At 66.6% G+C, this 26,897-nt stretch carries 21 protein-coding genes and 1 pseudogene; 12 read left to right on the plus strand and 10 right to left on the minus strand.

The window, feature by feature from the left end; all coding sequences use genetic code 11:
* Positions 1-16: 16 nt before the first annotated feature.
* Both A5712_RS02075 and mptB read right to left on the minus strand, forming a co-directional pair.
* Positions 17-970, minus strand: a complete 954-nt coding sequence (locus A5712_RS02075; protein WP_152531317.1) for an ABC transporter ATP-binding protein — start codon at positions 968-970, stop codon at positions 17-19.
* Positions 967-2,667 (minus strand): polyprenol phosphomannose-dependent alpha 1,6 mannosyltransferase MptB, encoded by a 1,701-nt coding sequence (gene mptB, locus A5712_RS02080; RefSeq protein ID WP_068100667.1) that lies wholly within the window; start codon positions 2,665-2,667, stop codon positions 967-969. Before mptB ends, A5712_RS02075 begins: the two co-directional genes overlap by 4 nt.
* Here mptB and A5712_RS02085 point away from each other — a divergent pair.
* From A5712_RS02085 to A5712_RS02120, 7 genes and pseudogenes are all read left to right on the plus strand, one after another.
* On the plus strand, positions 2,661-3,512 hold the full coding sequence (locus tag A5712_RS02085; RefSeq protein ID WP_369830347.1) for a helix-turn-helix transcriptional regulator: 852 nt from the start codon (positions 2,661-2,663) through the stop codon (positions 3,510-3,512). The two genes, mptB and A5712_RS02085, sit on opposite strands and share 7 nt — an antisense overlap.
* On the plus strand, positions 3,509-6,085 hold the full coding sequence (gene sufB, locus A5712_RS29945; protein WP_156766368.1) for a Fe-S cluster assembly protein SufB: 2,577 nt from the start codon (positions 3,509-3,511) through the stop codon (positions 6,083-6,085). The genes A5712_RS02085 and sufB overlap by 4 nt, the downstream gene beginning before the upstream one ends.
* Positions 6,082-7,239: a Fe-S cluster assembly protein SufD gene (gene sufD, locus A5712_RS02100; protein WP_068100670.1), complete on the plus strand. Its 1,158-nt coding sequence runs from the start codon at positions 6,082-6,084 to the stop codon at positions 7,237-7,239. Before sufB ends, sufD begins: the two co-directional genes overlap by 4 nt.
* Positions 7,236-8,072, plus strand: a complete 837-nt coding sequence (sufC, locus tag A5712_RS02105; protein WP_231981917.1) for a Fe-S cluster assembly ATPase SufC — start codon at positions 7,236-7,238, stop codon at positions 8,070-8,072. The genes sufD and sufC overlap by 4 nt, the downstream gene beginning before the upstream one ends.
* A gap of 1 nt (position 8,073) precedes the next feature.
* Positions 8,074-9,309, plus strand: a complete 1,236-nt coding sequence (locus A5712_RS02110) for a cysteine desulfurase (protein ID WP_068100672.1) — start codon at positions 8,074-8,076, stop codon at positions 9,307-9,309.
* Positions 9,306-9,789 (plus strand): annotated as a pseudogene (gene sufU, locus A5712_RS02115) (Fe-S cluster assembly sulfur transfer protein SufU); the annotation flags it as partial. The gene A5712_RS02110 and the pseudogene sufU, both read left to right, overlap by 4 nt.
* Positions 9,770-10,117 (plus strand): metal-sulfur cluster assembly factor, encoded by a 348-nt coding sequence (locus A5712_RS02120; protein WP_066929521.1) that lies wholly within the window; start codon positions 9,770-9,772, stop codon positions 10,115-10,117. The pseudogene sufU and the gene A5712_RS02120, both read left to right, overlap by 20 nt.
* A gap of 184 nt (positions 10,118-10,301) precedes the next feature.
* On the opposite strand, the gene A5712_RS02125 is transcribed toward A5712_RS02120, so the two are convergent.
* From A5712_RS02125 to A5712_RS02150, 6 genes are all read right to left on the minus strand, one after another.
* The gene (locus A5712_RS02125) at positions 10,302-11,048 is read right to left on the minus strand and encodes a DUF5666 domain-containing protein (protein WP_197519275.1); all 747 of its coding nucleotides are present in this window, start codon (positions 11,046-11,048) and stop codon (positions 10,302-10,304) included.
* A 106-nt stretch (positions 11,049-11,154) separates the two neighbouring features.
* The gene (gene lpdA, locus A5712_RS02130) at positions 11,155-12,564 is read right to left on the minus strand and encodes a dihydrolipoyl dehydrogenase (protein WP_068100679.1); all 1,410 of its coding nucleotides are present in this window, start codon (positions 12,562-12,564) and stop codon (positions 11,155-11,157) included.
* An 85-nt stretch (positions 12,565-12,649) separates the two neighbouring features.
* Positions 12,650-13,177: a YkgB family protein gene (locus A5712_RS02135; RefSeq protein ID WP_082973225.1), complete on the minus strand. Its 528-nt coding sequence runs from the start codon at positions 13,175-13,177 to the stop codon at positions 12,650-12,652.
* A 162-nt stretch (positions 13,178-13,339) separates the two neighbouring features.
* The gene (locus A5712_RS02140) at positions 13,340-13,930 is read right to left on the minus strand and encodes a GNAT family N-acetyltransferase (RefSeq protein ID WP_068100680.1); all 591 of its coding nucleotides are present in this window, start codon (positions 13,928-13,930) and stop codon (positions 13,340-13,342) included.
* Positions 13,927-14,361: a hypothetical protein gene (locus A5712_RS02145; protein WP_231981919.1), complete on the minus strand. Its 435-nt coding sequence runs from the start codon at positions 14,359-14,361 to the stop codon at positions 13,927-13,929. Before A5712_RS02145 ends, A5712_RS02140 begins: the two co-directional genes overlap by 4 nt.
* A 222-nt stretch (positions 14,362-14,583) precedes the next feature.
* Positions 14,584-16,860 carry a LuxR C-terminal-related transcriptional regulator gene (locus A5712_RS02150; protein ID WP_068100684.1) on the minus strand — a complete coding sequence of 759 codons (2,277 nt, stop codon included), beginning with the start codon at positions 16,858-16,860 and terminating at the stop codon, positions 14,584-14,586.
* A 409-nt stretch (positions 16,861-17,269) separates the two neighbouring features.
* Between A5712_RS02150 and A5712_RS30615 the strand changes: the two genes are divergently transcribed.
* Positions 17,270-17,437, plus strand: coding sequence for a hypothetical protein (locus tag A5712_RS30615; protein WP_156766369.1), 168 nt, complete (start codon positions 17,270-17,272; stop codon positions 17,435-17,437).
* A gap of 24 nt (positions 17,438-17,461) precedes the next feature.
* Here the strand turns inward: A5712_RS30615 and A5712_RS02155 are convergent, their stop codons facing one another.
* Both A5712_RS02155 and A5712_RS02160 read right to left on the minus strand, forming a co-directional pair.
* Positions 17,462-20,269: an AAA family ATPase gene (locus A5712_RS02155; protein WP_068100687.1), complete on the minus strand. Its 2,808-nt coding sequence runs from the start codon at positions 20,267-20,269 to the stop codon at positions 17,462-17,464.
* Positions 20,270-20,314: 45 nt separating this feature from the next.
* Positions 20,315-23,146, minus strand: a complete 2,832-nt coding sequence (locus A5712_RS02160) for an AAA family ATPase (RefSeq protein ID WP_068100689.1) — start codon at positions 23,144-23,146, stop codon at positions 20,315-20,317.
* Between the two features lie 643 nt (positions 23,147-23,789).
* On the opposite strand from A5712_RS02160, the gene A5712_RS02165 reads away from it, so the two are divergent.
* From A5712_RS02165 to tal, 4 genes are all read left to right on the plus strand, one after another.
* Complete coding sequence (locus A5712_RS02165) at positions 23,790-24,560, plus strand: SDR family NAD(P)-dependent oxidoreductase (RefSeq protein WP_068100691.1); 771 nt, start codon at positions 23,790-23,792, stop codon at positions 24,558-24,560.
* Between the two features lie 73 nt (positions 24,561-24,633).
* The gene (gene msrB, locus A5712_RS02170) at positions 24,634-25,122 is read left to right on the plus strand and encodes a peptide-methionine (R)-S-oxide reductase MsrB (RefSeq protein ID WP_068100693.1); all 489 of its coding nucleotides are present in this window, start codon (positions 24,634-24,636) and stop codon (positions 25,120-25,122) included.
* Positions 25,119-25,664 (plus strand): peptide-methionine (S)-S-oxide reductase MsrA, encoded by a 546-nt coding sequence (gene msrA, locus A5712_RS02175; protein WP_068100696.1) that lies wholly within the window; start codon positions 25,119-25,121, stop codon positions 25,662-25,664. Before msrB ends, msrA begins: the two co-directional genes overlap by 4 nt.
* 129 nt (positions 25,665-25,793) lie before the next feature.
* Positions 25,794-26,885 carry a transaldolase gene (gene tal / locus A5712_RS02180; protein WP_231981921.1) on the plus strand — a complete coding sequence of 364 codons (1,092 nt, stop codon included), beginning with the start codon at positions 25,794-25,796 and terminating at the stop codon, positions 26,883-26,885.
* Positions 26,886-26,897 lie beyond the last annotated feature (12 nt).

Consider the following 26,897-nt stretch of genomic DNA (forward strand, 5'->3'; position numbering starts at 1 on the left):
TGGGTCCCTGAATGAGTCACGGCCGTAGCTTCCTGCCGGTGAGGTCGAGGAAGACGTCCTCGAGGCTGCGTTGCTCGACGCGCATGTCGGTGGCCAGCACGTCGATTTGTGCGCACCACGCCGTGACGGTCGCCAGCACCTGCGGGTCGACCGGGCCCTCGACCAGGTACTCGCCCGGCGTCACCTCGGTGGCCTTGTAGTCCTCCGGCAGCGCGGACGCCAGCAGGGACAGGTCGAGGCGTGGCGGCGCGGTGAACCGCAGCTGGTCCTTGGCGCCCGCGCGCATCAGTTCGGTCGGGGTGCCCGACGCCACCGTCACCCCGTGGTCGATGATCACCAGCCGATCGGCGAGTTCCTCGGCCTCCTTGAGCTGGTGCGTGGTCAGCAGCACGGTCACGCCGTCGCGGCGCAGCGCGTCGATGAGCTCCCAGACCAGCAACCGGGCGTGGGCGTCCATGCCGGCGGTGGGCTCGTCGAGGAACACCAGCTCGGGCCGGCCGACCAGCGCACAGGCCAGCGCCAGCCGTTGCTGCTGCCCGCCGGAGAGCCGCCGGTAGGTGGTGCGGGCGGCGTCGGTGAGGCCGAGGGTGTCCAGCAGCCACGCCGGGTCCAGCGGGTCGGCGGAGTAGGCGGCCACCAGGTTGAGCATTTCGCCCGCCCGCGCCGCGGGGTAACCGCCGCCGCCCTGCAGCATCACCCCGATGCGCGCGCGCAGGCGCGCGTTGTCGGCCACGGGGTCCAGGCCGAGCACCCGGATCGTGCCGGCGTCGGGACGCGCGAAGCCCTCGCACATCTCGACCGTCGTGGTCTTACCGGCGCCGTTGGGCCCGAGCAGGGCGAGCACCTCGGCGGCGTGCACCTCCAGATCGAGGTTGGAGACGGCCTCGACGGCGGCCGCGCCGGACCCGTATTGCTTGGTAACCCCGCGCAGCCGCACGACAGTGTCGGGCGTTTCGGGGAGCGGGCTCACGTGGAATCAGCGTAGGCGTCGGGTGCCGCCTCGGAGCGAGGGGCGGTCCTGGGGGGCTCGGCGGGCAGCGTGACGGCCGTCTGGCCGTTGGTTTCCGGGCCCGTCGGCCGCAGTTGGCGCCACGGCAGACGGGTGTAGGTCAACGCGATGAGAACCGCCACGATCAGGCTGCTGGCCAGCGTGGCGTCGACGATCTGAAAGAGGGCGAAGCGGTCGCCGTTGGCCGTCGGGCCGAAGATGCCGACGACGAGGGTGATGACGATCACCGCCACCCGGAAGCCTGGGCGCGTCGCCCACGCGGCCAGCGGGATGATTGCCCACAGCAGATACCAGGGCTGCACCACCGGGAACAGCAACACGCAGATGCCCAGCGCGACGCCCAGGCCGCCGATCGGGTGCAGCCGGCCGCGGAAGACGGCCACCAGCAACCAGGCCACCAGCACCATGATGATCAGCACGCCGATGCCACGGGTCAGCCCCAGCACGGCGGTGGTGTGATCGCCGAGGCCCAGCAGGATCCCCACCTGTCCGGTGCCCAGGGCCAGCAGCGTCGGCGGCGACATCCAGCTGCGCACCACGTTGGCGGTGCCCAGCGTGTAGATCCAGCCGAATCCCAGCCCGCTGGCCCAGCCGACCAGGGCCATCACCGCCAGTGCCAGCGCCGCCATCCCACCGCCCGCCAGCAGCAGGGCGCGCAGGTTGCCGCCGCAGCGGTAGGCCAGCGCCATCGTGACGAATCCGAGCGCCAGCAGCGACGGCAGCTTCACCTGCGAGGACAGGGTGATCAGGATCGCGCCCGCGAGCAGCATGCCCAACGGCTCCCAGCTCGGGCCCGGCCGCCACGAGGTGGGCAGCAGTCGCGGAGAGTCGATGCCGCGCAGCGCGAACTCGGCGCCGGCCAGCATCAGCCCGAGCATCAGCGCCTCGTTGTGGACGCCGGCGACCAGGTGCATGATCAGCAGCGGATTGGCGGCCCCCAGCCACAGGGCGCTCACCTCGGCGACGCCGCAGCGCCGGGCCAGCCGCGGGGTGGCCCACACGATCAGGCCGACCCCGATCAGCACCACGATCCGGTGGCACAGCACGGCGGCGACGATGTTCTCCCCGGTCAGCGCCGAGATGCCGCGCCCGATCCACAGGAACAACGGGCCGTACGGTGCGGGCGTCTCGCGCCACAGCGTCGGCACCGACAGCGTGAACACGTGGCCGAGGCCCAGCCCGGACGCCGGGCCCACCTTGTAAGGGTCGAGCCCCTCCAGCGAGATCTGGCTCTGGGCCAGGTACGAGTAGACGTCCTTGCTGTACATCGGCGGCGCGATCAGCAGCGGCAGCGTCCACAGCAGCAGGGTGCGGTCCAGGTCCCCGCGCGACATTTTCCGGTTGCCCAGCGCAAACCGCCCCAGCATCAGCCAGGCCAGCGCCATCATCACCGCGCCCGTCGTCGTCATCGTCAGCGAGACCGTCTGGATGCGCGACGGCAGGTTGAGCAGCCGGACCCCGAACGTCGGGTCTTGCACGACGGGCCGCGCCCCGGCGCCCAACGCACCGATCGCCATCAGGACGGTGCCGGTGGCGCCGAACAGGCGGGTGCGCTGCAGCGCGGTGAACTCGGTATCGTTCAGCGGCGAACCCACCGCTTGCTCGTCGCCGTGCAGGCTGGCGATCGACGAGCTCAGCGTGTGGTGGCGGGCTGCCATCAGAGCAGCGTAGCCGTCGGGCCCGAGCCGGCGGCGATCAAGACAGGGGACCCTTGGTGGACCGATCCCCGGAATTGCGTCACACTGGTGTTGTGAAAATCCGAACCAGCCTCGATGAGGCGCCCGTGGCTCCCGTCGGCGCCGCGGTGCCGGATGGTCACACCCGCCGCGCCATCGTGCGCCTGCTGCTGGAATCCGGATCGATCACCGCCGTCGAGATCGGGGACCGGCTCGGCCTGACTCCCGCCGGCGTGCGGCGTCACCTCGACGCGCTGATCGAGGCGGGCGACGCGGAGGCGGTGGCCGCCGAGCCGTGGCGGCAGGTGGGCCGCGGGCGCCCCGCCAAGCGCTTCCGGCTGACTGGGGCCGGCCGGGCCAAGCTCGACCACGCCTACGACGACCTGGCCGCGGCGGCCATGCGCCAGCTGCGGGAGATCGGCGGCGAGGACGCCGTCCGCACCTTCGCACGGCGGCGCATCGACGCGATCCTCGCCGGGGTCGAGGCGGCCGACAGCGGCGACGACGCCGAGGTCGAGGCGGCGGCCGAGCGGGTCGCCGGCGCGCTGACCAAGGCCGGTTACGTCGCGACCACGACGCGGGTGGGCGGGCCGATCCACGGCGTGCAGATCTGCCAGCACCACTGCCCTGTGTCCCACGTCGCCGAGGAATTCCCCGAATTGTGTGAAGCCGAGCAGCAGGCCATGGCCGAGGTGCTCGGAACCCACGTGCAGCGGTTGGCGACCATCGTCAACGGAAACTGCGCCTGCACCACCCATGTACCACTCACGGTTCCGGCGGCCAGCCCACGTCGCGACACCACGAACACCGAAGGAGCGTCGTTATGACCCTTGAGGCCGACAGGGCCCCTGCCCAGCCGCTGACCCAGGAGGAGGCGATCGCCTCGCTGGGGCGGTACGGCTACGGCTGGGCGGACTCCGACGTCGCGGGCGCCAGCGCGCAGCGCGGGCTGTCCGAGGCGGTGGTGCGCGACATATCGGCGAAGAAGAACGAGCCCGAGTGGATGCTGCAGACCCGGCTCAAGGCGCTCCGCATCTTCGAGCGCAAGCCCATGCCGAACTGGGGCTCCAACCTCGAGGGCATCGACTTCGACAACATCAAGTATTTCGTGCGTTCCACCGAGAAACAGGCCGCGACGTGGGATGACCTCCCCGAGGACATCCGCAACACCTACGACCGGCTGGGGATCCCGGAGGCGGAGAAGCAGCGGCTGGTGGCGGGCGTCGCGGCGCAGTACGAATGCCTGGCGGGTGACACGTTGGTCTGGACTGCCAACCGCGGGCAAGTCCCGATCAAGGAGATCGCATACGGCGACCGCGTGTTCGCCTACGACGAGGATGCGGAGCGATTCGTCGTCGCCCCGGTCAAGGCGTCGGCGCAAACCGACACCCGGCTGACCTATGCGGTCAAGACGACTCGTCGCAGCATTCGCGCAACCGACAACCACCCGATCCTGGTATTGCGTGACGAGCGCAAGCCGGGTCGGCAACGCCGCCGGTATGCGCGACGGTGGGTGAATGTCGGCGAGATAAAGGCAGGCGACTTCATTGCTGTGCCGCGCCAGCTACCCGAATTCGGTGCGAGCGCGGAACTTCCGAATATTCCCGGGTTCACTTCACCTTCGACGAGTTCCGTCGACCTGATGTGGCTGCTGGGGTTGTACGTCGGCGACGGCAACCTACACCTCTCGACGAGGACGCATCGCGTTCAATTCGCCATTCCGGCAACCGACGTCGACCTGCGTGCCGAGCTTGCACGTGTTGTGAACGACTTGTTCGGCCTGCGCTGCATCGAAGCTGACGAGTATCGCGTGGTCGTTAACTCCAAGGCTTTAACTGAGTTGGTTGTGGAGCTTGGCTTCAGCGGCTTGGCCCTGACGAAGCGGGTGCCAGATTGGGTTTATGGCTTGCCCGTGGATGAGCGGCTGGCCTTCCTGGGCGGCTGGGTCGACGCCGATGGTTACGTGGGCCCCGACAAGAGCGGTTCAATCTTGTTGACCTGCGCCAACGAGGCGCTTATTGGTCAAGCGCGTGAACTGGCTCAGTTATCCGGATTGCGAACAGGCGGTCCGTGGTCGTTTACCCAGCCCTACCGTCACGCTCCGGAGCGCATGCAAATCGCTTGGCGGCTGGGTATTTCGGGCGACTTCGAGCGGCTCGGGTGCCGCAACCCCAAGCGAACCGACCGCTTCGGCCGTCGTCGCTACATGCATTCATCCAACAGTTCGCACGGGACGACGATCCGGGTGCACTGCAACGACTGGCTCGGATTTGAAAGGGTCCAGTCGATCGAGCCGTATGCCGTCGAGCCGGTGTACGACATCGAGGTTGACGGACCACACAACTTCATCGCCGAAGGCCTCGTGGTGCACAACTCCGAGGTGGTGTACCACCAGATTCGGGAAGACCTTGAGGCGCAAGGGGTTATCTTCCTCGACACCGACACGGGCCTGCGCGAGCATCCCGAGGTCTTCAAGGAGTACTTCGGCACGGTGATCCCGGCGGGGGACAACAAGTTCTCCGCGCTGAACACCGCGGTGTGGAGCGGGGGCTCGTTCATCTACGTGCCGCCGGGCGTGCATGTCGACATCCCGCTGCAGGCCTACTTCCGGATCAACACCGAGAACATGGGCCAGTTCGAACGCACGCTGATCATCGTCGACGAGAATGCCTACGTCCACTACATCGAGGGCTGCACCGCTCCGATCTACAAGTCGGATTCGCTGCACTCCGCGGTGGTGGAGATCATCGTAAAGCCCGGTGGCCGTTGCCGTTACACGACAATCCAGAACTGGTCGGGCAACGTCTACAACTTGGTCACCAAGCGGGCCCGCGCCGAGGCCGGCGCCACCATGGAGTGGGTCGACGGCAACATCGGCTCCAAGGTGACGATGAAGTACCCGGCGGTCTGGATGACCGGCGAGCACGCCAAGGGCGAGGTGCTGTCGGTGGCCTTCGCCGGCGAGGACCAGCACCAGGACACCGGCGCCAAAATGCTGCACCTGGCGCCCAACACCTCGAGCAACATCGTGTCCAAGTCGGTCGCCCGCGGCGGCGGCCGCACCTCCTACCGCGGCCTGGTGCAGGTGAACAAGGGCGCACACGGATCGCGCTCGAGCGTGAAATGCGATGCGCTGCTGGTCGATACGATCAGCCGCAGCGACACTTACCCCTATGTCGACATCCGCGAGGACGACGTCACGATGGGCCACGAGGCCACGGTGTCGAAGGTCAGCGAAAACCAGCTGTTCTACCTGATGAGCCGCGGGCTGACCGAGGACGAGGCGATGGCGATGGTGGTGCGCGGCTTCGTCGAGCCGATCGCCAAAGAGCTGCCGATGGAGTACGCGCTGGAGCTCAACCGGCTGATCGAGTTGCAGATGGAGGGCGCGGTCGGATGACCGCTACTGCTCTGAATAAAGGCGAGCTCTTCGCGTCCTTCGACGTTGACGCCTTCGAGGTTCCGCACGGCCGCGACGAGCTGTGGCGGTTCACCCCGCTGCGGCGGCTGCGCGGCCTGCACGACGGTTCTGCAAAGGCCACCGGCCGCGCCGAGGTCGCCGTCGACCAGCGGCCCGGCGTGCAGGTCGAGACCGTCCGCCGCGGCGACGAGCGGCTCGGCCAGGGCGGTGCCCCCGCCGATCGCGTCGCCGCCCAGGCATTTTCGTCCTTCAACTCCGCGACCGTCGTCACCGTCGGCCGGGACACCAGGATCGCCGAGCCGATCAACATCACCGTCACCGGCCCCGGCGAAGGCGCCGTGGCCTACGGGCATCTGCAGGTCCGCGTCGACGAGCTCGGCGAGGCGGTGGTGGTCATCGACCAGCGCGGCGGCGGAACCTATGCCGACAACGTTGAATTCGTCGTCGACGACGCCGCCCGGCTGACGGTCGTGTGGATCGCCGACTGGGCCGACGACATGGTGCACCTGAGCGCGCACCACGCCAGGCTGGGCAAGGACTCGGTGCTGCGGCACGTCACCGTCACGCTGGGCGGTGAGGTGGTGCGGATGTCGGCCAACGTGCGGTTTTCCGGTCCCGGCGGGGACGCCGAGTTGCTGGGCCTGTACTTCGCCGACGACGGCCAGCACCTCGAGTCGCGGCTGCTGGTGGACCACGCGCGGCCCGACTGCAAGTCGAACGTGCTGTACAAGGGTGCGCTGCAAGGGGATCCGGATTCCGCGCTGCCCGACGCGCACACGGTCTGGGTGGGCGACGTACTGATCCGCGCCGAAGCCACCGGCACCGACACCTTCGAAGTGAACCGCAACCTGGTGCTCACCGACGGCGCGCGCGCCGACTCGGTCCCCAACCTCGAAATCGAGACCGGCGAGATCGCCGGCGCCGGACACGCCAGCGCCACCGGGCGTTTCGACGACGAGCAACTGTTCTACCTGCGTTCGCGCGGCATCCCGGAGGATCAGGCCCGCCGCCTGGTGGTCCGCGGGTTCTTCGGGGAGATCATCTCGAAGATCGCGGTGCCCGAAGTACGCGAACGCCTGACCGCAGCCATCGAACACGAACTGGCCATTACGGAGAAAACAACCACATCATGACGACCCTGGAAATCAAAGACCTGCACGTCAGCGTCGACGACCCCAACGCCGCCGAGGGCGAGCGCGAGATCCCCATCCTCAAGGGCGTGGACCTGACGGTGAAATCCGGTGAGACGCATGCGCTGATGGGGCCCAACGGGTCCGGCAAGTCGACGCTGTCCTACGCGATCGCCGGTCACCCCAAGTACCGCGTCACCTCCGGGTCGATCACGCTGGACGGCGAGGACGTGCTGGCGATGAGCGTCGACGAGCGCGCGCGTGCCGGGATATTCCTGGCGATGCAGTACCCCGTCGAGGTGCCCGGCGTGTCGGTGTCGAACTTCCTGCGCTCGGCCGCGACGGCCATCCGCGGCGAGGCCCCGAAGCTGCGCCACTGGGTCAAAGAGGTCAAGGGGGCGATGACGTCCCTCGAGATCGACCCCGTCTTCGCCGAGCGCAGCGTCAACGAGGGTTTCTCCGGCGGTGAGAAGAAGCGCCACGAGATCCTGCAGCTGGAACTGCTCAAGCCCAAGATCGCGATCCTGGACGAGACCGACTCGGGGCTGGACGTCGACGCGCTGCGGGTGGTCAGCGACGGCGTGAACCGCTACGCCGAAACCGAGCACGGCGGAATCCTGTTGATCACGCACTACACCCGCATCCTGCGCTACATCCACCCGGAGTACGTGCACGTGTTCGTGGGCGGCCGCATCGCCGAGTCCGGCGGCCCGGAGCTGGCCGACGAGCTCGAGCAGAACGGGTATGTGCGCTTCTCCCGGACCGATGACGGCGACCCGCAGCGCCCGGCTTCGCCGCGCTCGCGATCGCCGCGGGCGGCGGCTACCGGGGCCTGAGATGTTGGATGTCGCGGCCATCCGGGCCGACTTCCCGATCCTCAAACGCATCATGCGCGGGGGAAACCAGTTGGCGTACTTGGATTCCGGCGCGACCTCGCAGCGTCCGCTGCAGGTGCTCGACGCCGAGCGGGAATTTCTGCTGACCTCCAACGGCGCGGTGCATCGCGGGGCGCACCAGCTGATGGAGGAGGCTACGGACGCCTACGAGCAGGGGCGGTCCGACATCGCGGCCTTCGTGGGCGCCGACGCCGACGAGCTGGTGTTCACCAAGAACGCCACCGAGGCGCTCAACCTGGTTTCATACGTGCTGGGCGACAACCGTTTCGAGCACGCCGTCGGGTCCGGCGATGTCATCGTGACAACCGAGCTCGAGCACCACGCCAACCTGGTCCCGTGGCAGGAGCTGGCCCGGCGCACCGGGGCGACGTTGCGCTGGTACGGCGTCACGGATGACGGGCGCATCGATCTCGACTCGCTGCAACTCGACGAGCGAGTCAAAGTGCTTGCGTTCAGCCACCATTCGAACGTCACCGGCGCCGTCGCGCCGGTGGGCGAGCTGGTCGGGCGCGCCAAGGCCGTGGGCGCGCTGACCGTGCTGGACGCCTGCCAGTCGGTGCCGCACCGGCCGGTCGATTTCCATGCGCTCGACGTCGACTTCGCCGCGTTCTCCGGCCACAAGATGCTGGGCCCCACCGGGATCGGCGTGCTGTACGGGCGTGGCGAGCTGTTGTCGTCCGCGCCGCCGTTTCTCACCGGCGGTTCGATGATCGAGACGGTCGCCATGGAGGTCAGCACCTACGCGGCGCCGCCGCAGCGCTTCGAGGCCGGCACCCCGATGACCTCCCAGGTGGTCGGATTGGCAGCCGCCGCACGCTATCTCGACGCCATCGGCATGGACGCGGTGGAGGCCCACGAACGCGAGCTGGTCGCCGCGGCCATCGACGGCCTGTCCGGCATCGAAGGCCTGCGCATCGTCGGGCCGACGTCGATGGAGAACCGGGGCTCCCCGGTGGCGTTCGTCGTCGACGGCGTGCATGCCCACGACGTCGGCCAGGTGCTCGACGACGACGGCGTGGCGGTGCGGGTGGGCCACCACTGCGCGTTGCCGTTGCACCGCCGGTTCGGCGTGGCGGCCACCGCGCGGGCGTCGTTCGCGGTCTACAACACCCACGACGAGGTCGAGCGACTGGTGGCCGGCGTGCGACGCGCGCTGGATTTCTTTGGGAGAGACTGACGTTGCGCCTCGAACAGATCTATCAGGACGTGATCCTCGATCACTACAAGCACCCGCAGCACCGGGGGCTGCGGGAGCCGTTCGGCGCGCAGGTGTACCACGTCAACCCCGTCTGCGGTGACGAGATCACCCTGCGGGTTGCGCTGTCCGACGACGGTGAAACCATCACCGACGTCTCGTACGACGGGCAGGGCTGCTCGATCAGCCAGGCGTCGACGTCAGTGCTGACCCAGCAGGTGATCGGCCGCAGCGTCGGGGAGGCACTCAAGACCACCACCGCGTTCAGCGAGATGGTGTCCTCGCGCGGCACGATCGACGGTGACGAGGACGTGTTGGGCGACGGGGTCGCGTTCGCCGGCGTCGCCAAATACCCGGCGCGGGTTAAGTGCGCGCTGCTCGGCTGGATGGCTTTCAAGGACGCCCTGGCTCAGGCCAGCGCAGGCTTCGAGGAGGACCAAAAATGAGCGAAACCACCGCACCGAACGACGAGTTCCTCGCCGACGTCGAGGAGGCGATGCGCGACGTCGTCGACCCCGAATTGGGCATCAATGTCGTCGATCTCGGCCTGGTTTACGGCCTCAACGTGGAGGAGGGCGACGAGGGAACCGTCGCCCTGATCGACATGACGTTGACGTCGGCGGCCTGCCCGCTGACCGACGTCATCGAGGACCAATCGCGCAGCGCGCTGGTCGGCAGCGGTCTGGTCGACGACCTGCGGATCAACTGGGTGTGGAACCCGCCGTGGGGACCCGACAAGATCACCGAGGACGGTCGCGAGCAGCTGCGCGCCCTCGGCTTCACCGTCTGAGTCCCGCGCGTCCCCTCTTGACCCCATGGTGGCGACCCGCCGCGCCCGGCTACGCCGCGCTCGCGATCGCCACTTGTTCCGATGGTGGCGACCCGCCGCGCCCGGCTACGCCGCGCTCGCGATCGCCACTTGTTCCGATGGCGGCGACCCGCCGCGCCCGGCTACGCCGCGCTCGCGATCGCCACTAAAGGTGGAAGGGGAGGTGGGGCAGGTGCAGGTGGTGGTGCGGATGCCCCATCGGCGGGCACGTCTCCAGGCTGATGGTCATCGCGTGCAGCACGCCGGCGTCCTGAGTTCCCTGCGCCCCCATGCACTTTCCGTTCGTGATCGCCTGGGCGTCCGAAGCCGTCTGCTTCTGGTAGGACGTCGTGTCCGCGACCGTCACGTTCGTGGGCGTCGGTTGGGGGCCGATACCGCTGACCGCGATCGTGTTGCCGGAAACCGAGCTGACCGTGCCGTAGAACCCGGCCGGCGGCGGGCACTTGCCGTCGACGGCCGGGGTGACCGTCACCGATTGGGCGGTGACCGCGCCGGGGGTGGGCGCGCTCTGCGGGGTGGCGCGCACGTTGACGCAGCTGCCGGGGGTGACGTCGGCGAGCTGGGCCGGCGAGGTCTCGACGACCCTGGTCTGCGGCGTGAAGTCCACCGTGGCCGACCCGGTCCGCGTCCTGAGCTGGATCGTGCCGCCGGTCACCGACTGGACCAGGCCCTCGACGTAATCCTTGGCGGGAGGCGGCGGAGCGGGGGCCGGCGGCGGCACCGGGGCGGCGGCCGGGCTGCGCGGGGTCGCCGTCACGGTCGGTTTCGCGGTGGTGCCGGTGTTGCTTGCCGTGCCACCCGAGTGGCACATGGCGACGCTCAACGCGATGAAAGCCACCACCGCGACGAGCGCGATCTGGGCCAGCCGAGGCTTCACCGTGCTGGCAGACATCGACGCGGCTCCGATCGTTACCTAGAGATGTTGAGCCCGGGATACCCGCTTGCAGCGAGAATTCACCGTCTCGTAACCCAGATCACCGGCCGGGCGGTGGCGTCACTCACAGATTGATGGCGTTCCCAGTCAGGGCGTGAAAGCACTCCTGTAGCCCTTCACCGAGTGTGGGATGGGTGTGCACATTTCGTGCCAGCTCGGTGGCGGTGAGGTCCCACAACTGCGCGAGCGTCAATTCCGGCAGAAGTTCGCTGACTTCGCTGCCCACCAGGTGCGCGCCTAGGATCTCGCCGTACGCGTCGTCGGCGACCACCTTGATGAAACCGCCGCGCTCACCTAGGCCGTGGGCCTTGGCGCTGGCCTGCATAGGAAATGTTGCGACCCGCAAGCGATGACCGGCCGCGCGGGCCTGTTCTTCGGTGTATCCGAAGCTGGCGACTTGCGGCTGGCAGAACGTCACGCGCGGCATCATCCGGTAGTCCAGCGGCATCGTCTCGACGCCGGCGATAGTTTCGGCGGCGATCACGCCTTGGGCGGAAGCGACGTGGGCCAGTTGAACTTTGGCGGTGACGTCACCGACGGCGTAGATGTGCGGCGCGGATGTTCGCATCTGATCGTCGATGTCGATAGCGCCACCGGCGGTGAGACGCACACCAGCGGTGTCGAGACCGATTCCCTCGACGTTGGGACGAAATCCGATGCAGATGAAGGCCCGCGTGGCTTGTGCGACGGCGGACGTTCCGTCAGCGCTGGTATGGCTGACGACAACGTGGTCGCCATGGTCGATGACCTTGTCCACGCGGGTGCGTGTGTGAATCGCGATCCCGCGCCGCCGGTAGTGCCGCTGAAGTTCTCGTGAAACGTCCGCATCTTCGCCAGGAAGGACACGGTCGGCGAATTCGAGGATCTCGACATTTACGCCGTAACTGTGCAGGATGTAGGCGAATTCCATGCCGATGCTGCCACCGCCGATGATCACGATCGACTCGGGCAGATCGGCGCTGAGAATCTGCTGTTCGTAGGTGACGATGTTGTCGGTGAGGGCAAGCCCTGGCAGCATGCGCACGCGCGATCCGGTCGCGATGACGGCGTGGTCGAAGGTCACCAATGTGCTGTTCCCCTCGCGCAGGTCGATGTGGAGGCTGTGGGAACCGGTGAATCGGCCACGGCCGTCGATCTCGACGATGTTGTTCTTGCGCATCAGGAAGTGCACGCCGCGGACCCGAGCCTCGGCGACTTCGCGGCTACGTGACAGGGCACGGGCGTAGTCGAGACTAACGTCGCCGGAGATGCCGAACGTGGCAAACTGGTGGGTGATGATGGAGGCAATTTCTGCGTTGCGCAGCAACGCCTTTGAGGGGACGCACCCCGTGTTGAGGCACACCCCGCCCCAATAGCGTTCCTCGACTATCCCGACAGTCATGCCAAGCTGGGCCGCGCGGATGGCTGCCACATATCCTCCGGAGCCGGCGCCGAGGACGAGGAGGTCGTAGTGATCGCCGGCTGGGGTGGTCAACTTGGCTCCTGTTCTGCCGCATGGCTTGACGTCCCGGCGAGCTGGGCGTGGCCGCGCGCCAGTTTCCTCCTCATTCGCAACTCAGTCAGGGGGTCTGCCAGCTTGATGCGGCGACGCCCGCCTGTTCACGGGCCGCGTCGACGGCGTCCACCAGCAGCCACAACGCTAAGCCGAGGAGCGCGATGTCCTTCATCAAGAATTCTCCGTCGGCGGACAAAACGGGAAAGCCACCGGCGGACGCCTCACCGACGCCGGGCGTGGTGACCATGAAACTCAGCGTGATCACGAAGAACAGGGAGGCGAATATGCCGCCCACCACCGACGCTTTCGGGAACCAGGGCTTGACGGCCAGCAGCGCCGCGGTGATCAGTTCCACTGATCCGTTCAATCGACCAAAGGTGTCGATCGACATGGTTTCGTAAACCCAATTCAAGAACGGGCTGTGGGCGACCCAATGCGAAATACCTTGGGATTCATAGTCAGTGAATTTCATTGCGCCGAACCACGCCAGTACTATGACCAGGCCATACCGCGCGACGAGTGGCGCGACGCCGGCTGCTCGGGATTTTCCCCGCCCAGCGCGCGTCATGGTGGTGGCCTCATTCTGTGACATGCGGTCTTCCGTTCTGTGCGTTGCGCGGCGGCTTCGGACGCGGCTCAATTCAGCGACCACTATCTCTGCGCGGGGGGTGAGTTGTCCTCACCCCCGCGTGCAATCCACCCGGGTGAGGGGACGATCAGCCGGCGGGCGGGCTAGCATGTCATTCCGTCGAATTCATCGCGCACACGCCGGCTCCGGTAGGTCCAGGTCGGCCTTTGTCAGGCGGTAGACCTGTAGCGTGAGGTTGTAGTACTTGTCGGTCTCACCGACCCATTCCATCCCCACCCGCCGGGCAGTAGCCACACCGCGGCGATTCCCCGGTCGAACGACCGCGAAAACCTCGCTGACACCGAGGTTTTCGAATGCCAGATGGGCAACCGCGTGACCGGCTTCCGCGCCGTAACCGTAGCCCCAGACCTTCGGACACAGCTGCCAGCCGATCTCTAGATCCGTGCCACCGGGCGGCAGCGGAAGCAGGGCCACGCCCCCAATCACGTCTCCAGAGCGTTTGTCGGTGATCGCCCAGCGACCGAGCGGCAGCCCTGTCGGGTCGCTCTCGGTGACCCACGTCCCCAGGACACGACGCATTTCGGTCCGACCGACGATGGAGCACAAGGCCGGACACAGCCAACGTGCCACTTCGGGCGCGCCGTAAATGGCGTACGCGTCGATGTCGTCATCGAGTTGCCACGGGCGCAACACCAGCCGGGTTGTCCGGATGCGGCGCGTGTCGGCGTCCCAGTCGAGGTGGCGATGCTCAATCACGCCGTCTCCCTGACCTCGCACCGCTGCAGGCAAATCAGGGCGAGCATCATCCGCATGTGCGGCTCTTCTGGGCAACCGGCGTAGCCATTGAGCCAGCCGCTCAGCTTCGCGAGGATCGCCAGCGGCAACGTTGCCGGGGTGGACAGGAGCGCGGTGAGGATGTGCTTGATCACGAGATAGCCTTCCCCGCAGCCTAATTCGACGAAAGCTACCGTGCGCTCATAGTCGGTCAAACACGGCTTCACCGCATCGACCAGCGACCACGCCATGTCCTCGTCGGAGATAAACGGCGGGTCCATCGGCGGGTCGGATTGCGCCGGCGAACCAAGGCTCCCGGGGTTCGGCGTGGTCGAAGGCACCCAGCGCGGCACGGGCGTGGGGTTGCCGCCCGTGATCGCAACACGGGCATCGACCGGCGTCTGCGGCCTCATGGCGGTATCACCGTAGGCATGTCGTGGTTCCGTTCCCGGTCTTCGTGGCGGTGGCTACCGCTGCGTTGTTCTGACAAGGTTGCCGCGTTGTCGGGTGAATCGTCATCGCCCGACTGTCTGTTCACCCGGGTGATTAGCAAGGGGCTTTTCCTAGGCGCGATGATTCGCCGCGAGTTTTCGTGGACGGCTCGATCGGCGCAGCCGGGCACGGTCCGCGCGGAATTAAAGCAGGCCGAGTTCTCGCGCCCGGCTAACCGCCGCGCTGCGATGCTCCACGCCGAGCTTGCGGTAAACGGCGCGCTGGTGGCTCTTCACGGTATTGAGCGAGACGTAAAGCCGCTCACCGATCTCACGCCGCGAAAGCCGGGTGGCGAGCAGGCGAAGAACCTCGAACTCCTTGGGGGTCAGCTCCTCGCCGAGTGCGCTCCCTTCCCTGCGCGAAGTCACCGCAGCGCCCGCGTTGCGTTCGGCCGAAGCGGGCAGCGTCGCGGTGATTCCGGCGTCCGCGCAACCGCCCACCAGGTTGTCGACCTCTTCGTAGATGGGCGCTGCGGTTTGGTGGTCTCCCAGTTGCTCGGCGATCTTCGCCCTGACCAACAGCGTCTTGGCCACCTCGAGGATTGCCCCACCTTGGCGCGCCGACGCGACGGCGATGTCGGCGGCGGCCGCCGCTGCGGCCAATTCGCCCCGCGTACGGAGGACTTCGGCCGTGGCGAGCGACACCATCACGTCCACAAGGTGTTCTGCGTCCGCCAGGGGCCGGGAGCTGCCGGAAGCCCGGCGGATCTGACGTTCGGCGTCTGCGAGCCTGCCATTTTCCGCCGAAATCAGCGCCAGATGGCCCAGCGCGTGGCTGCGGGCGCGACGGTCACCCACATTTTCGGCCAGCTGTACGGCCCGCTGGAACGCGGCTTGTGCCTCGTCGGTGCTGCCCGAAAAGTACAGTGCGGATCCGAAGACGCAGTAGCCGATTGATCGGCCCAACGGCGCTTCGGCGAGATCGAGGGTGACGGCGCGGCGAGCCGCCTCGAGCGCCGCGGTGACTTCAGCCGTCTTGAGCAAGTGAACCGCGCGCAAGACGACGGCTTGAGCGCTGATGGCGCGGGCGTCGGCGGTGTCGCCCGCTGATCCGGCCTCAACCGCATCGATCCACTCAGCGGCATCATCGAGTTGGCCAACACTGAGGGCCATCCAGGCACGGGCCACGCTCAGCCGCGGATCCTGTAGAACGGTCTCCTCGGGAAGCAGGTCAAGCATGCCGGAGACGGTCGACAAGCCGCCCCCGTTGAACTCGTCGACCCAGTCCGCGGCAATCAGATCAGTACTGCGCTCGTTGTCACCGCCGGCGACCAGGTGGCGGACCGCCTCGTCGATCAGCCCCTCGCGCTCGAACCATGCTGCGGCTCGTCGGTGCAGCTCGGGGACCAAATCCGGCTCCGAACGACGCAGCTCGGTGCGTAACAATTCTCCGAACAGTTGGTGATAGCGATACCAGTGACGAGACATGTCCAGCGGCACCACAAACAGGTTTTCACGCTCGATCCTCTCCAAGATTGAGGCCGAACCGGATGTTTGCAACATCGCGTCGCACAGCGGACCGCTGAGTCGCCCCAAGATCGAGGTACGTAGGAGAAAGCTGCGCAATTCAGGTGGCTGACCCTCGAGCACCTCGGCCATCAAGTAGTCGACGATATGACGGTTGTCGCCCGCGAATGTTCTGATGAACGCCGGCGCATCAACACGGCCTGCAAGGGAAAGGGCGGCAAGGTACAGGCCGGCAGCCCAGCCTTCGGTGCGTCGGTGTAAGAGCTGGATATCTTCGTCGGCCAGGTCCAGTCCGAGGACACCGTTCAGTAGATGGACCGCCTCATCAGGCCCGAAACGTAAATCGTCAGTACGCATCTCGGCAAGATCGCCGCTGGCCCGCAGCCGAGCCAGCGGCAGCATCGGATCCGATCGGGTGGCCAACACCAAGTGAAGATCGGCCGGCATCCGGGTGATAAAGAACGCAAGCTGCTCATGGACCGCTCGACTGACCACCAGGTGATAGTCGTCGAGGATGAGCGCCATCGGACCATCGACAGTGTCCAGATCATTCAGCAGGGTCGGCAGAACGACCTGCACCGGGTCGGCGCCCATCGCCAGCAGTTCAACCGCGCGTATCCCCACCCCGGGACTGATCTTCTGCAGCGCGGCGATCACGTACATCCAGAACCACACCGGGTCGTTGTCGGAGGAATCGAGGGACAGCCAGCCGAATCGCTGATCCTCGTCCGCCCCGAGGACCCACTGAGCCAGCAATGTCGTCTTGCCCCATCCCGCCGGCGCACTCAGCAGTGTCAGCCTGCGGCGGCGCCCCGACGACAATGCGTCAAGCAAGGTGGTCCGGTGAACGAGTTGGGCCCCGATGGCAGGGATGTGCAGCTTGGTGCCGAGCAGGACCGCCCGCGCGGCGGCTTCTCCAAAGCCGTTGCCTCTGACGCCATCCGAGCCGGTCATGTGCGAACTCCCCGAACTCTCCGAATCGATTGGACCGAGCGTCCGGACGCCAACACTCGGCGTTGCCGCATCCTGGGTGGGCGCCGGCCTCTCCGATTCCCTGTTCTTCGCTGCGGGGTCGGGCGGGCTCGTTCGGCGCGGCGATCGCGGTGAGGCTATTGAACCAGAAGCGTTTTCGGTGATTACCTCCGGCGCACGCCTGAGGTTCCCGCTTTGGCCGGCGGACCCGCGTCCCGCTAAAGGCTCGAGGATTTTCTCGTGAGCCGCGCTCACGCTCTGCCCGCTCACCGTACTTCTCCTCTCCTGCATCGATGTATCGGCTCCGCCGACCCATCACGACCGTCGGGACACCAACACGTACCCACCGACGCCGAACACCACCGGCAACATCATCAACATTCCCAACAACGTGCTCATCATCGTTCTCTCGATTCCCCATGTCGTTGCTCTCGGTCGTCGGTTCCCGTTGAACGGCGGCGGTGACAACAATCAGGCTCAATCACTACGTTGGCAGCGCGGCGCGGCCGTCACCATCGACCAGCGGATGATCATTAGGGCCGGGGCGGTGTATGCGTAGTGGCCTGGATATTTGACGGGCTGGTCAATCAGCGCCGCGCATGAGCTGCGCCAATTGGGCGCGGGAAGTAATGCCCAGTTTTGCAAATGCGTTGTGCACGTGGGTCTTCACGGTGTGGGGGGACAGGTTCAGTTGCTGCGCGACGGAGCGGTTGGTCGCCCCTTCGGCGATCAGGTTGACGATCTTTAGTTCGGAGTCGGTGAGGCTGTCCCAGCCGGTTTTTGTCCGCGGGTGCGTGGCGATGCGCCGTTCCGCGCCCAAGCTGCGCAGCATGCGGCCGACGCGGCGGGCATCGGCGGTCGCCCCACACTCGATGTAAGTGTCGAACGCCGCGTTCAGCTGGTCGAGTGCCTCGGCGTTGCGCTGCGTGCGACTCAGCTCGCCGCCGGCGTCCTCGGCGGCGCTGGCGTAGAGCAGCGGGCGCGGGAATGCGCGAAGTGACTCCGCAACAGCCACCAAGGCCTGGGCATCGTGTTCGAGGATGCCGCGGGCATATCCGGCCACCGCGGCGAAGAGGGGCACCGCAGGCTGCTCACGCTCAAGCACCTCGGTGGCCTGCAGGACCCGCGCGCGCAAGCCGGCATCACCAGCGGCCGAGGCCACCCGCGCACCCAAGATCAGCCGAACCAGTGCGTGGGGGAACAGAGGTGTCGCCAAAAGGATGACGTCGCCGAGCCAGCGCGTCGCGTCGTGAATGTCGTCGCGCTGCCACGCCGCCCGCGCAAGCACATACGCCGAGCCGCGTCGAATGCCGGCGGAGCCAGCGGAGTGCGCTTGGCGCGCATCATTGACCATCTGCTGCAGCAGGTTCCGGTCATCGGTGTGCACCGCCACCTCGGCGAGAATCACCGTGCGGAGGACGTCGTGCTCGGTTGCCCCTGTCGGCTGTGGGGGCGGAAGGGACTCCGTCGCGTCGCGAGCGGCCGACAGCCGGCCCGCAGCGAGGTGGACAAGTCCGCTGAAGACGGCCCACATGGCGAGGGCCATCGCGTTGCCTTCTTGGCGGGCTTGCCCTATGCCGTCGGCAACCCGGGCCGCGGCGTCGTCCAACCGGCCGACGACTGCCAGCAGGTTTGCGTTGTACATTCCGGCATACGCATGCGCCAACGCCGTTTCATTCGTGCGGGCGAGCGGCCAAAGCTCATCGAAACGGTGTAGCGCGCGCGATGTGTACCCCTCGCCGGCATCGAGCAGAGCGTGGGTGACGCCGGCCATGATCTTGGCCTCCAGATCACCGGTGACCGCCGCGGCCGCGGCCGCTTCGTCGGCGGCCGCGCGCCGTTGTCCGCCCTCGTCGAATATCAGGTTGTACGCGAGCCAAGCCAGATGCCGTGCGCGGGTGACCTCGCTGATACCGCTCAAGTCAAGCGCGCGCCGATTCTCCGCCACCCGCCGCTGGTCAGTGTGCTTCGTGTGCACCGGTAGACGGAGACGGATTTCCGCCTCTACTTCGGGCGAGGCCGCCTCCGAGAGCGCCACGTCGGCCAATGCTTCGGCCTCGTCATAGCGGCTGGCCCGGTTGAGCCATCCCACCGTCTCCCCGACCAGGGAAGCATGCTCGGCGTCGTCAGCGGGCAACAGCTCCAACGCGCGCTTGCTCAAGTCCGCGGCCGCGCTCGCGTCGCCGCGGCCGACCGCCTGCGCGGCTTGGCGCAGCGCGTCAATCGCCTCGCGGTCTCCCGGTTCCGCGCTGCGTGCCAGCTGGGTGGCCACCTCGGCCGGCGCCGCGCCCATCCCCAGCATGACCGACGCCGACTGACGCTCCATCGCCCGGCGCAATGACTGCGGCAACGACTGCCGGGTCGCCTCGCGCAGCAGGTCGTGCCGAAACCTCAACCGCTCGCCGTCTTCGACGAAGAGGTCCGCGCGCACCGCCTCCTCCAGCGCCGACAGCAAGGATGCCGGCGACCGTTCCAGCATCGCGGCCAACAGTTCCACCGAAAACCGGTCCGGCAGCACCGCGGCCACTCGTACCACCTCCGAAGCAGTATCGGAGAGCACGTCCAATCGCTGCTGCATACTGACTGCCAGACGCCGCGGAAGCCCATGTCCCGTGGCGACTGCCCGCCCGCCGCGAACGTTCAATCGGTCTTCCTCGCCCAGCCCTCCGACAAGCTCGCTGACCAAAAATGGGTTTCCGTGGGCCTTGGCGGCCAGATTCAGCAGCGACACATCGGCTTTCGCGCGAACGGCGTCTTGGACCATGTCGGCGACCGCATCGGGCGTGATGGCTCCCAATCGCAGGAATGTGGCATTCGCGCGTTGCAGCACAGACAAGGTCTCCTGCACGGCCGGCCCACCGGCGCCGGTGCGGGCAGTGAATACCCATAACACCGCGGCATCCGGCCGCGCGGTGGCCATCGACCGCAGCGCCAACAGCGTGCCGTTATCGGCCCAGTGAATGTCCTCGAGCACAATGACCAGCGGGCTCTGTGCTGCGGCAACGTGAATGGCGTCGGCTAAATCGTGCACCACCCAATAGCGCAAATCGGCCGAGCCGCCTAGCTGGCGCAGCGCCTCGGCGTCGCCCACCGGGGGATCGGCGTTGAGGGTGGCCATGAACAACGAGAAAAACGGCACCGTTTGCTGATACTCGAACGCCTCCCCGAAGAGGGTGCGTACCCCAGACTTGTCTGCCAGCACCAACACCTCGGTCAGCAACCGGCTTTTTCCGATGCCGGGCGGACCCTCGATGACCAGGACGCCCCCGCGCCCCTGAGCGACCGCGGCGATCAGGGTGCCGATCAGTTTGAGCTCGTCTGAGCGCCCCCGGATCGGCGGAGTGACCAGCCGCTGACCACCGACATCGAAAATGCCAGTTGAAGCCCCCATCGGGTGTCCTGTTCACGATCTGCCGGACTGCCACTCAAGTGGACGTCATTCTAGCCCGCCGACCTCGCGCGTCCCATTTGCTATCGATCGATTAGCGCCACGGATGAGCTGCGCCAATTCTGCGCGCGACGCGATGCCGAGTTTGGCGAAGGCATTGTGTAGATGCGTCTTCACGGTGTTAGGGGAGAGGTGTAGTTGCTGCGCGACGGAGCGGTTGGTCGCGCCTTCGGCGATGAGGTTGATGACCTTGAGTTCGGAGTCGGTGAGGCTGTCCCAGCCGGTTCTTGCCCGCGGGTGCGTGATGCGCCGTTCCACGCCTGATCGGCGTAGCGTGCGGCCGACCCGGCGGGCATCGGCAATCGCTTCGCACTCGATGTATGTGTCGAATGCCGCATTCAGGAGCTCGAGCGCCTCGGCGTTGTGTTGTGTGCGACTCAGCTGGGCGCCGGCGTCCTCGGCAGCGCTCGCGTATAGCAGCGGACGCGCCGACGAGTGCAGCGATTCCGCTGCAGCCACCAACCCCTCGGCATCACGCTCGAGGATCCCGCGGGTGTGTTGCGCGACTGTCGAGAACAACCGCACCCCCGGCCGCTCACGTTCGAGCGCCTCAACGGCGTCCAGGAGACGCGCCCGCAGGCCGGCATCACCGGCGGCGGACGCCACGCGCGCGGTCAAGGTGAGCTGATCCAAGACGGTGGGCAAGAACGGTGTCATAAGTAGCGGGATATCGTCGCCGAGCCAGCGAACCGCTTCATGAACGTCGTCGCGCTGCCACGCCGCCAGACCCAGCGCGCACGCCGATCCGCGACGCACAGCAGGTGAACCGTTGGAGTACGCGTCGCGCGCCTCGTTCATTGTCTCCACCAACAGCGTTCGGTCGTCGGTCCGCGCCGCCACCTCCGCCAGGGTGAACATGCGCATTGCGTTGACAAAAGTCGACCCCGGTCGCTCCGGCGTTGGCAGGCGCTCGATCGCGGCACGGGCAGCCGACAACCGGCCCTCAGCCAGCCACACCACCCCCGCCATCAAGGCCCAGATGTGGAGCGCCATTCCATCGCGTTCCTTTTGCGATGCTTCTGTGCTGGTCGCGATCAGCGCCGCGGCGTCTTCCAACCTTCCAACCACGGCAAGCAGGTTTGCCAGGTGGCATGCGGCGAGGTTATGCGTGGTCATATCGCCCGCGGGGGGCAGCGCTCGAAGTTCCTCAACGCGGCGTAGACCGCGGACCGCATACCCATCCGCGCAGTCGAGGTAGGCAAGTGCTACGGCGGAGAGAATTCTCGACTCGAGATCGCCCGTGGATGCGGCGGCGACCGCCGCGTCGTTGGCTGCCGCGCTGTCCTGTCCATGCTGGCCGTACATCGTCAGGTTGTACGCCAGCCATGCGCGGTGACGTGCCCGGGTGACGTCGCTCAGGTCCGGCAACTGAAGTGCGCGGCGGTTCTCTTCGATGTGTCGCGTCGTCGTATCTGTGATCGCCGTCCGGAGCCGGAGGAGAATCTTGGCCTCTTCTTCGGGCTCCACCGCGGCCGACAGGGTAGTGCTAGCCAACCTTTGCGCCTCCTCATAGCGCGTGGCGCGATTGAGTAGCACGATCGTTTCCGTGACGAGTGGCCCACGCCCCGGGTCTTGCGCAGGCTGAAGCTCCAAAGCGCGCTTACTCAAATCCGCCGCCGCGCCCGGATCGCTGTTGGCGACGGACTGAGCGGCTTCGCGGAGTGCGGCGATCGCAGCCTGATCGCCCACCTCAGCGCTGCGAGCGAGCTGCGTTGCGACCTCCTCAGGCGCGGCGCCCATGTCGAGCATGACGGTTGCCGATTGCCGCTCCATCGCTCGCCGCAGCGCCCGGGGCAAAGACTGCCGCGTCGCTTCGCGGAGCAGATCATGGCGAAACCTCATCTGCTCACCGTCTTCGATCAGCAGGTCGGCGCGTACCGCCTCCTCCACCGCCGATACCAAAGCGGCCGGTCGGCGTTCCAGCATCGCGGCGAGCAGCCGGGCCGAGAATCGGTCGGGCAGAACTGCCGCTACCCGCACGACTTGGCTCGCAGCGTGCGAGAGCTTGTCGAGTCGTTGCTGCATGGTGTCGCTGAGCCGTCGCGGCAGCGCGTCCCCGGAGGCGACCGCGCGGCCGCCGCTGAGGTCGAGCCTGCCCTCCTCGTGCAGCCCCCGCAGCAGCTCCGTCAGCACGAACGGGTTGCCGTGCGCCTTGTCGGCCAGACTCAGCAGTGACGAATCCGCATTGGCGCGCACGGCGTCCTCCACGATGTCGGCGACGGCGCTCGGTGTCATTGCCGTCAACCGCAGAAACCTGGCATCCTCGCGTTCAAGCGCCGTGAGCGTCTCGCGAACGGCAGGCCCGCCGGCGCCGGTTCGTGCAGTAAACACCCACAGCACCGGGGCATCGGTCCTCGTCGCCAGCGACCGCAGCGCAAGCAGGGTGGCGTTATCGGCCCAGTGGATGTCCTCGAGGAGAATCGCCAAGGGTTTTCGGGACGCTGCCGCATGTATCGCAGCCTGTAAATCGCGCACCACCCAGTAGCTCAGATCGGCCGACGTGCCCAAGCGGCGCAGAGCCTCCGCATCACCGACGGGCGGATCCGCGCGCAGGGTCGCCATGAACAGCGAGAAAAATGGCACAGTCTGCTGGTACTCGAAGGCCTCGCCGAACAGCGCCCGAACACCGGCCTTTTGGGCGCGCGCCATGACCTCGGTCAACAGACGACTTTTCCCTATCCCGGGCGGCCCCTCGATGACCAACACGCCCCCGCGCCCCTGAGCGACAGCCGCGACCAGCGCGCCGATCACTTCCTGCTCAGCCGCGCGGCCACGAATCGGCGGTGTGCGTACCTGCCCCGCCGGCCCCGCGGTGGTCACTCAGGCCACCACCCACCGACGTGAAGTGGGTGGGCCGAAGAGGTCCAAGTTGTGGTATCCACAGTCCCCGCCACCGCTAGTGCTGGAAGCCAGTGTAGGCGTGTTCCTCCGCCCCTCGAACTGCGGTTACGCGTTTATCTGCGCTACCGCAGCAGCCAAATCGAGCTCGCCGGAATTGCTGGTGACTCGTATACCCGTATCGCCACCCGCGACACCACCGAGGCATCGTCACCGTCGCCGGAGCCCACAAACGGTAGCGTCGCCGGACCCGCCGGAGGACGAGCCGATTGGTGGCGGTACTTTGCGATACCGTCGTTTGAACGTGCGTCATCATCAAATAGATTGTGGTAGTAGGCAATTCGGACCGCGATGGCCGCTGGTGCCGCGTGGCCACAAACAAGGACCGACAGCCGATGTTGACGACCTGGTGGCCGTCAACCGAAGGACTCGGCTTCAGAACTCACCCGGGTGAAACGACGCGGGGGTGATGACGGCACACCCCGCCGGACAGCAGACTGACCTCAGTTTCAACGCCGATATAGGTGGCGCAGGTCGTCGCCGCCAGGGCGTCAACTCTTTTGCCGGCAAGCCACCGGATGGCCCGGCAGGAGTCGTCGAAAGTGATTAACAGAAGGGTCTCACCATGCACTTCGATTCCAAGAAGGTCATCGTCGTCGGAGGCAGCGCCGGCATGGGCCGGCAGGTCGCCGTCGATATCGTGCACCACGGTGGCAGCGCGGTGATCGTCGGCCGGTCGAAAGACCGTGTCGACGATACCCTGGCCGAGCTGACCCGCGATGGTAGTCAAGCTTGGGGCATCACCGCCGAGCTGACGGATCGCGGTGCGGTCGCCGACGTGCAACGGGCGCTTTCCGAGGAGCACAGCGACGCCACACTGTTGGTCAACGCGGCGGGATTCTTCATCCCCAAGCCGTTTCTCGCGTACGACGCACAGGATTACGACTCGTACATGGATCTCAACTATGCGCTGTTCTTCCTGACGCAGACCGTCGTCGAGGGCATGATCGCCCGCGGTGAGGGTGGGGCCATCGTCAACATCGGCAGCATGTGGGCGCATCAGGCGATCGGCCTAACGCCGTCGTCGGGATATTCGATGCAAAAGGCGGGCCTGCATGCGCTCACCCACAACCTGGCCCTCGAGCTTGCCGAGCACAAGATCCGCGTCAACGCGGTGGCACCCGCCGTCGTCAAGACCCCGCTCTACGAGGGCTTCCTCCCCAAGGACGAGATCGACGCCACGCTTGACACTTTCGCGCCGCTTCATCCGCTGGGACGAGTCGGCACCCCGGCCGACGTCGCCAACGCGGTGACGTATCTGTTGTCCGATGAGGCCAGCTGGGTCACCGGCGCGATTCTCAACGTTGACGGCGGCATCATGGCCGGCCGCAACTAACCTCGGCAGCGACGTGGGATTGTCCGAAACACGAAGCGCGTCAACACAAGCCTAGGCAAACGAAGGAGACCAGGTGTCACACCAATACAGCAAGGACCCCGCCGCGGTCGACGCGCTGAGCCCCGAGCAGTACCACGTCACCCAGGAGAACGGCACGGAGCCCCCGTTCACGGGCGAGTATTGCAACAATCACGAACCGGGTATCTACGTCGACATCGTCTCTGGCGAACCGCTTTTCGCCTCGGTGAACAAATTCGACAGCGGAACCGGCTGGCCAAGTTTTACCCAGCCCATCAGCGCGGACAATATCGTTGCGCGGCGCGATCGCAGTCACTTCATGGATCGAGTCGAGGTGCGGTCGGCCCGCGCAGACAGCCATCTGGGGCACGTATTCCCCGACGGCCCCACAGAAGCCGGCGGTTTGCGCTACTGCATCAACTCGGCGTCGTTGCGATTCATTCACCGCGACGACCTGGAAGCTCAGGGCTACGGCCAATATCTGGCCTTGTTCGCGAAAGACGCTTCTGAACAACGCCTGAGCGTCAGCGAGCAGCGCCCATGACGCACCATAACAAGATCGCAGTTCTTGCCGGCGGGTGCTTTTGGGGCATGGAAGACCTGTTCCGCCGGCAGCCCGGCGTGGTGTCCACCCGTGTCGGCTACACCGGGGGCTCCAACAGGCATCCCACCTACGGGCATCACCCGGGCCATGCCGAGGCACTCGAAATCACCTACGACCCGGACGAGACCAATTACCGGGCGCTGCTGGAATTTTTCTTCCAGGTCCACGATCCGACCACCAAGAACCGTCAGGGCAATGATGTCGGGACGAGCTACCGGTCCGCAATCTTCTATCTGGACGACGAGCAAAAGCAAATCGCACTGAACACCATCGCCGACATCGACGATTCGGGGCGATGGCCGGGCAAGGTCGTTACCGAGGTCAACCCGGCAGGCGAGTTCTGGGAAGCCGAGCCCGAGCACCAGAACTACTTGCAGCGCTATCCATCCGGCTATACCTGCCACTACATCCGTCCCGAATGGACACTACCCAGCCGAGGTGACGGTGCGGGCGGTGGAGCAGTGGCGGCGGAATATGCATAACCGGGGACCCACGACTCAACCGGATCGGCAGGTGCTGTTGAGCGCGTATGCGCCGTTGGTCCTCTACGGCGCCGCATGGGCTGCGGCGAGGGTCTTACTTCGGGCCAGTCGCCGGCGACCGGCGGTGACGTGGTGACTCAGAACCCGAATTTGGCAGCGCTATCGGCGGCGGGGGTGTCGGTCTGGCTGGATGACTTGTCGCGCCCGCTGCTTCGTTCCGGCAAGTTGAGACGACTCATCCACACGAGAAGCGTTGTCGGCGTTACCACTAACCCGTCGACCTTTGAGCGCGCACTTTCCCACGGCCGCGCCTACGATGGCCAGATCGAAGAGCTGACTGGACGCGGTGTGGACATCGACACCGCGGTGCGCACGGCGATCACCGACGACGTCCGGGCTGCCTGCGATGTGCTGCGCGCGCAATGGGAGAACTCCGACGGCATCGACGGACGGGTGTCCATCGAAGTCGATCCGTCACTGGCCCACGACACCGATGCGACGGTCGCGCAGGCCGTCGAGTTGGCCAAGATCGTCGACCGGCCCAACGTGCTAGTCAAAATACCGGCGACCGCCGAGGGGCTACCCGCGATCACAGCGGCGCTGGCCAAAGGTGTCTCGGTGAACGTGACACTGATCTTTTCCGTAGAGCGGCACCGAGCGGTCATGGACGCCTATTTGGCCGGCATCCAGGCCGCGCAGCATGCTGGTGCTGATCTAACTCAAATTCATTCGGTGGCATCATTGTTCGTATCTCGCCTAGACACCGAAGTCGACAAGCGGCTTGAGGCGGTCGGCACCGATCGGGCGCTCGCACTCCGAGGGCAGGCGGGAGTCGCCAACGCGCGGTTGGCCTACGCCGCCCACCAACAGGTCTTTGAACGCGAACCACGCTTCACCGCGCTGCGCTCCGCGGGTGCCCGCGTGCAACGACTGCTGTGGGCCTCCACCGGGGTTAAGAACACCGCCTATCCCGACACGATGTATATCACCGAACTCGTGGCACCAAACACCGTCAGCACCATTCCGGAGCCGACACTAGAGGCGGTAGCCGACCACGGCTACATCGCCGGCGAAACCATGACTGGCACAGTGGCGCAGGCGCAGGAGGTGTTCGACCGGCTGACTGCGGTCGGAATCGATCTGCCTAACGTGTTCGCCGTGCTGGAACACGATGGGGTCGCCAAGTTCGCGGCATCCTGGTCTCGGGCACTCCGGCGCTGAACCCCCAGTCAG

Source organism: Mycobacterium sp. E2327 (assembly GCF_001672675.1).
Lineage (GTDB): Bacteria > Actinomycetota > Actinomycetes > Mycobacteriales > Mycobacteriaceae > Mycobacterium.

Coding starts and splice junctions, on each gene's coding strand:
- mptB (WP_068100667.1), bottom strand. CDS start 2,667: ATGGCAGCCCGCCACCACACGCTGAGCTCGTCGATCGCCAGCCTGCAC.
- sufB (WP_156766368.1), top strand. CDS start 3,509: ATGACCCTTGAGGCCGACAGGGCCCCTGCCCAGCCGCTGACCCAGGAG.
- sufD (WP_068100670.1), top strand. CDS start 6,082: ATGACCGCTACTGCTCTGAATAAAGGCGAGCTCTTCGCGTCCTTCGAC.
- sufC (WP_231981917.1), top strand. CDS start 7,236: ATGACGACCCTGGAAATCAAAGACCTGCACGTCAGCGTCGACGACCCC.
- A5712_RS02110 (WP_068100672.1), top strand. CDS start 8,074: ATGTTGGATGTCGCGGCCATCCGGGCCGACTTCCCGATCCTCAAACGC.
- A5712_RS02120 (WP_066929521.1), top strand. CDS start 9,770: ATGAGCGAAACCACCGCACCGAACGACGAGTTCCTCGCCGACGTCGAG.
- A5712_RS02125 (WP_197519275.1), bottom strand. CDS start 11,048: ATGTCTGCCAGCACGGTGAAGCCTCGGCTGGCCCAGATCGCGCTCGTC.
- A5712_RS02135 (WP_082973225.1), bottom strand. CDS start 13,177: ATGTCACAGAATGAGGCCACCACCATGACGCGCGCTGGGCGGGGAAAA.
- A5712_RS02145 (WP_231981919.1), bottom strand. CDS start 14,361: ATGAGGCCGCAGACGCCGGTCGATGCCCGTGTTGCGATCACGGGCGGC.
- A5712_RS02150 (WP_068100684.1), bottom strand. CDS start 16,860: ATGACCGGCTCGGATGGCGTCAGAGGCAACGGCTTTGGAGAAGCCGCC.
- A5712_RS02155 (WP_068100687.1), bottom strand. CDS start 20,269: ATGGGGGCTTCAACTGGCATTTTCGATGTCGGTGGTCAGCGGCTGGTC.
- A5712_RS02165 (WP_068100691.1), top strand. CDS start 23,790: ATGCACTTCGATTCCAAGAAGGTCATCGTCGTCGGAGGCAGCGCCGGC.
- msrA (WP_068100696.1), top strand. CDS start 25,119: ATGACGCACCATAACAAGATCGCAGTTCTTGCCGGCGGGTGCTTTTGG.